We start from the raw sequence: 4,312 nt of genomic DNA, 5'->3' as shown, positions 1-4,312 counted from the left end.
TAATGGACAGCGCGGGCGTCACGCGCATCTTCAGCTTCGACCGCGGCTTCGATGCCGTCGAGGGACTCCAACGGCTGAGCTAGCCCCAGCTGGCGGACGGCTGGTGCTGCGCGCTCCTGACGACGGGCTGGGTCTGCACGGCATCCTGAGGTCGACCACGCCGGCCCCGTAGCCGATCCGAGCGCCATTGGTGTGACACCCCAGCGCGATGCTGCACCCATGTCAGATCGACGGAGTCGAAAAGCCAGAGAACCGTGGGGGCCCGACATCGCCGGAGTCTTGGCCTGCCTCGTCATAGCCGGGATGCTGGGACTGTCAGCCGTCGGGTTCCTCATGCTCTGCGTCATCGTTGCTGCCATCCACGGCTACCGCCAAGGCCGGGGAGACAGACGTGCCCGCAGGCGACGGGAAACGGCGAATCTGCCTCGCCGCCAACGTCCCAGCCGCCCTCGGGAACTGCCGATGCCTCTACCTGCCGCGGCAGTTCCCCGTCGTAGTGGACCAAAGCCGCGATACGAGCCTGACGATTTCGACGACGATTGGGACCGTGACGACGACTGGGACAGCGGCGATGACTGGGACAGCGGCGATGACTGGGACTTCGATGACGACGAGCCCTACGGCCGACCCAGGCGAGGCGGGCGCCGTCGTGCCGAGTCCTGGGAGACCGGCGATGCCGGCTACATCTGAGCGAGTGGGGGCCGAAATGGAACGCTGGCCGGCACGGAGGGAGTCAGCAGGCAGAACCGCCAACGCAAGCGGGGCTGCTGTGGCGCGTGCCAAGCTGGCCGAGGCTGCGTTGACCCTGCTGCTGACGCTCAGCGTCAGCGCGACTTTGGTCATCGTGTGGCTGTGGGCCTTGGCGATGTGGTACCCGGCGTCAAGCCCGCCCGTCGCGGACCCGAACCACGGCTGCGGCCCTATGGTTGCTTGCCTTGACGCTTGAAGTTCGCACAGCAGTCGCAACAGCGCACAGGCGCTGTGCTGCCGAGATCGCCAACCTGCTCACCGAGGCAGACCACGCAGCACTTCGGCCGCCATCCGGCAATGAATCACGGAGCGACACAGCTACCGGCGAAGCGCACACTGGCGCGGATGACGACAAACGGCACAAGCGACCGGGCCGACGAGCGCGGTCTGGGTGGTGCCGGGCGATGCTCGTTGTTCGGTTCTGCGTACCGGGCTTTGCGCGACTGGCTCGCACACCCGGACGTCGACTGCGACAGCGCGTCGGTACTGCTGCGGCACCGCAACAAGCGCGACTTCTACTCCCAGCTGATCGCCGCGTGTGATTTCGGCATGCCAGAAGCGGCGACCCCCGCGGCAGATCGCAGTGCTCGCCCAGCCTCCGCTCAACGACACGGCCGGGATCCGGTTCGAGACGACGCTGCGCCACATCCTTGCCGCAAGCGATCGCTGACGCGTATGAGCAAGCAGCAGAACTCGGCGACGTGAATCTCGACCGCGACCTGGGCACCCATCCCGTGCTGGCGTGGGACCGTCAAGGTGCCACCTCGCAGCTCCGCGGCGACGCGGAAGCCGACGCCGGGCACGCATTCGCGGGCGTGCCGCTGTACACCCGCGAGAAGGTCACCCCTGCGCTGCTGGTGGAGCAGCTGCGCCGCGGCGACACCAGCAGAGTCATGCAGCTTGACTTCGACGGACTTGGCGACGACGCGCTCGAATGGGAGTGGTACTGCCACACCGGCCACTGGCAGAACCGACTCGTCCACGGCGACTCCGCTGCAGTGATGCAGTCGCTGATCGCCAAGGACGGCCTGCGCGGCCAAGTGCAGATGATCTACTTCGACCCGCCGTACGGCCAGAACTTCAAGTCCAACTTCCAGACCGCCACCGGCAAACTCGAAACCCCCGAAAAGCTCGACGGCCTGCCCGTCGGCGAGCACTCACCGCCAGTGACGACCCCAGGGCAGGCATGGCTACCATCGACACCGTGACCGACAGCGGCGAAGCACCGGCCGCCGAGCCGGAGACAACTGCGTCGATCCTTCCACCCGTCGCCGCGCAGGTCATGGCACCCGTCAACCCCCAGACCGCAGCCGCGCAGCGTTCCATGACGGTCGTCGTCACCGTCTTCGGTGCCATCATCACCGCCTTGCTCGGCGGCATGTTCCTGTTCACGATCTCGGCCATCGACGACGTGCGCGACGAGATCGGCAGCCTCCGCAGCGAAGTGAGCGGCGAGATCAACAGCCTGCGCAGCGACATGAACGCCCGCTTCGCCGAGGTGGACCGGAAGTTCGACCAGGTCAATGCCGTGCTGATGGACCACACCGACCGGCTGGCGCGCATCGAGACAACGCTCGGCATCAGCGGTCGGCCCCCCAGCAGTGAGACCGACACCCCCACCGATCCCTAGACCTGCTGATCATCAGGGTCGACGGCTGCGGGGTCTCTCGCTTGTGTGGGGGGCTACGCAGTCGGTGAGATCAACCCCGGAACGGATGGCGGGCTGGCCTGCAGATCGGCGAGTTCGCCTTCGAGGCGGTCGATGAACTCGTCGCCGCGGTCTTGGTGCAGCGCGACGCCGAACAGCCTCTGCAACCTCTTCAACACCATGTACACACCTCACACTTCTTGCCCAGGCTCAGCCGCTCCGCCAAGCTTCGCGCGACGGTGTGACAGGTGGTGCCGCTGACCGCTGTTAGAGCGAGCCTCATGCCAAGATCTCGGCAGAATGGGCTTGCGTTGCAGGCTCGGCAAGGATCGATGATGCGGACCCCACTTGCCGTCATTGCCGCTACGGCCTTGCTCGCCGCAGCGATGACGGTCCGCTCAATGTGGAGCCAGTCGAGAGCGCCGAAAGCGACGCACCGACTGTCGTTCTCAGCGAAGACGACATTCAGCTGACCAGTGGCTTGGTTCAGACTGTGGACACTGGGTGCAAAGGGCTGGGACATCGACCCGCAGCGGAAGCAACGCTTGGAAGTTCGCGATCTGGCCAGCCTCATGCAGCTCGCGAGCGTCGATCTGTAGGCAACATCTCCATCTAGCGGCCCAGGACCGGTCGGGCTAGGACGCACTGCTCGCTGTGACGGTCAGGCCGAATTCGTTGCCGGCGTCTATGAGGGCGTCGAAGAGGTACTGGCCGAAGGATCGATCGCAGAAGACCAAGTACGAGGGTGTGCCGTTGACGTCGTTGCGGGCGAGGTCGCAGGTGGTCAGCGCCACCGACGCCGAGAGCACCGCACCGTCGGGAGTCATGTGGTCGCTCCAGTCGATGCCGCACACCTTCTCCAGCATGCGTGCCGCATCCGCGCCGGTAACGCGGAACATCGCCCGGCTGTGGGTCCAGTCCAGCGCCGTCATGAACTCCTGCTCGCCGAGCCCGGCGAGGTCGGCGACCGCTGCGGCCACCTCGCTCGGAGTGCCCACGATGATCCACTCACCGGGGCGTGAGCCCAGCACGAGCGCGCCGCCGGGTGCCATCTGCGACGACCCGAAGCGGGCGCCGAGCCGGTCCGCGGTGTGCCCGTCGGCGTCGGCACGCACCAGCCACTTGGTGGTGGCGCTGGCGTCGGTCAGCGTCAGGTTGCCGCCTTCTGAAGCCAGGTAGCTCCGCACTATTGGACTCTCGAACGGCGGGCTCTCGAATGCCGGGCGCTGGGTCGATGCTGTCTCAGCCACGGAGACGCTCCCCTGCCGGGTCGAAGTGGGCGTGATGGTCGATCACGGTGGCGCTGATGCGCTCGCCCGATTCCAGCAGCACCGTCAGCTTGGTGCCTCCTGCGGCCAGGTCCGGCTCTACCTGCCCGAGGCAGATCGAGCGGTTCAGCGTCGGCGAGTACCGCGACGAGGTGATCCGGCCCAGGATCTCGTTGGTGTCACCCCGCACGATCTGGGCGGCCTCTTCGGGCACCACGTCGGGATCGTCGGGCTGGATGGCCACGACCATCGGGAGCGACCGGTCGGCCGCCCAGGCCAGTTCGGGCTTGCCGGCGAAGTCGTCCTTGTCGAGCTTGATGAGCGACCCCAAGCCGGTGCTGGGTCCCAGCGTGAGGCCGTCGGTGTCCTGGCCCACGATGAAGTGGCCCTTCTCGAGACGCATGATGCGCTGGCCTTCGAGGCCGAAGGGTCCCACGCCGAGATCGCTGCCGGCATCCATGAGGGTTTCCCAGACATGCAGGCCGTGGCCGGCGGGCACGTGCAGTTCGAACGACAGCTCGCCGGTGAAGCCGATGCGCCACATGAAGCAGCCGGCCACGCCCGCCACCGTGGCTTCTCGGACGGTCATATACGGGAATGCCTCAGCGTCGAGGTCGACACCCTCGCAGACCCTGCTCATGAGCTC

7 protein-coding genes are annotated in these 4,312 nt (G+C 66.7%); 4 read left to right on the top strand and 3 right to left on the bottom strand.

Annotation, left to right across the window (positions count from 1 at the left end; translation table 11 throughout):
* Positions 1-462: 462 nt before the first annotated feature.
* The 3 genes from VI480_RS03995 (at position 463) to VI480_RS03985 (ending at position 2,380) form a co-directional block, all read left to right on the top strand.
* Positions 463-690: a hypothetical protein gene (locus tag VI480_RS03995; protein WP_323671523.1), complete on the top strand. Its 228-nt coding sequence runs from the start codon at positions 463-465 to the stop codon at positions 688-690.
* Between the two features lie 710 nt (positions 691-1,400).
* A complete protein-coding gene (locus tag VI480_RS03990) occupies positions 1,401-1,958 on the top strand; it encodes a hypothetical protein (RefSeq protein WP_323671522.1) in 558 nt (185 codons plus the stop codon).
* Entirely contained in the window at positions 1,955-2,380 is a 426-nt protein-coding gene (locus tag VI480_RS03985; RefSeq protein ID WP_323671521.1) for a hypothetical protein, read from the top strand. Before VI480_RS03990 ends, VI480_RS03985 begins: the two co-directional genes overlap by 4 nt.
* Positions 2,381-2,433: 53 nt before the next feature.
* Here the strand turns inward: VI480_RS03985 and VI480_RS03980 are convergent, their stop codons facing one another.
* A complete protein-coding gene (locus VI480_RS03980; protein WP_323671520.1) occupies positions 2,434-2,580 on the bottom strand; it encodes a hypothetical protein in 147 nt (48 codons plus the stop codon).
* Between the two features lie 294 nt (positions 2,581-2,874).
* On the opposite strand from VI480_RS03980, the gene VI480_RS03975 reads away from it, so the two are divergent.
* The gene (locus VI480_RS03975; RefSeq protein ID WP_323671519.1) at positions 2,875-2,997 is read left to right on the top strand and encodes a hypothetical protein; all 123 of its coding nucleotides are present in this window, start codon (positions 2,875-2,877) and stop codon (positions 2,995-2,997) included.
* Between the two features lie 36 nt (positions 2,998-3,033).
* Here VI480_RS03975 and VI480_RS03970 read toward each other — a convergent pair whose 3' ends face one another.
* Positions 3,034-3,648: a hypothetical protein gene (locus VI480_RS03970; protein WP_323671518.1), complete on the bottom strand. Its 615-nt coding sequence runs from the start codon at positions 3,646-3,648 to the stop codon at positions 3,034-3,036.
* Positions 3,641-4,312, bottom strand: a 672-nt coding sequence (locus VI480_RS03965; protein ID WP_323671517.1) for a glycine cleavage T C-terminal barrel domain-containing protein, incomplete at its 5' end; no start/stop codon positions are given. The genes VI480_RS03965 and VI480_RS03970, both read right to left, overlap by 8 nt.

The sequence above is a fragment of the Candidatus Poriferisodalis multihospitum genome, from assembly GCF_028283155.1.
Taxonomy (GTDB): domain Bacteria; phylum Actinomycetota; class Acidimicrobiia; order Acidimicrobiales; family Poriferisodalaceae; genus Poriferisodalis; species Poriferisodalis multihospitum.
The sequence above is the reverse complement of the archived record's forward strand: the minus strand, read 5'-3'. Positions and strand labels throughout refer to the sequence as shown.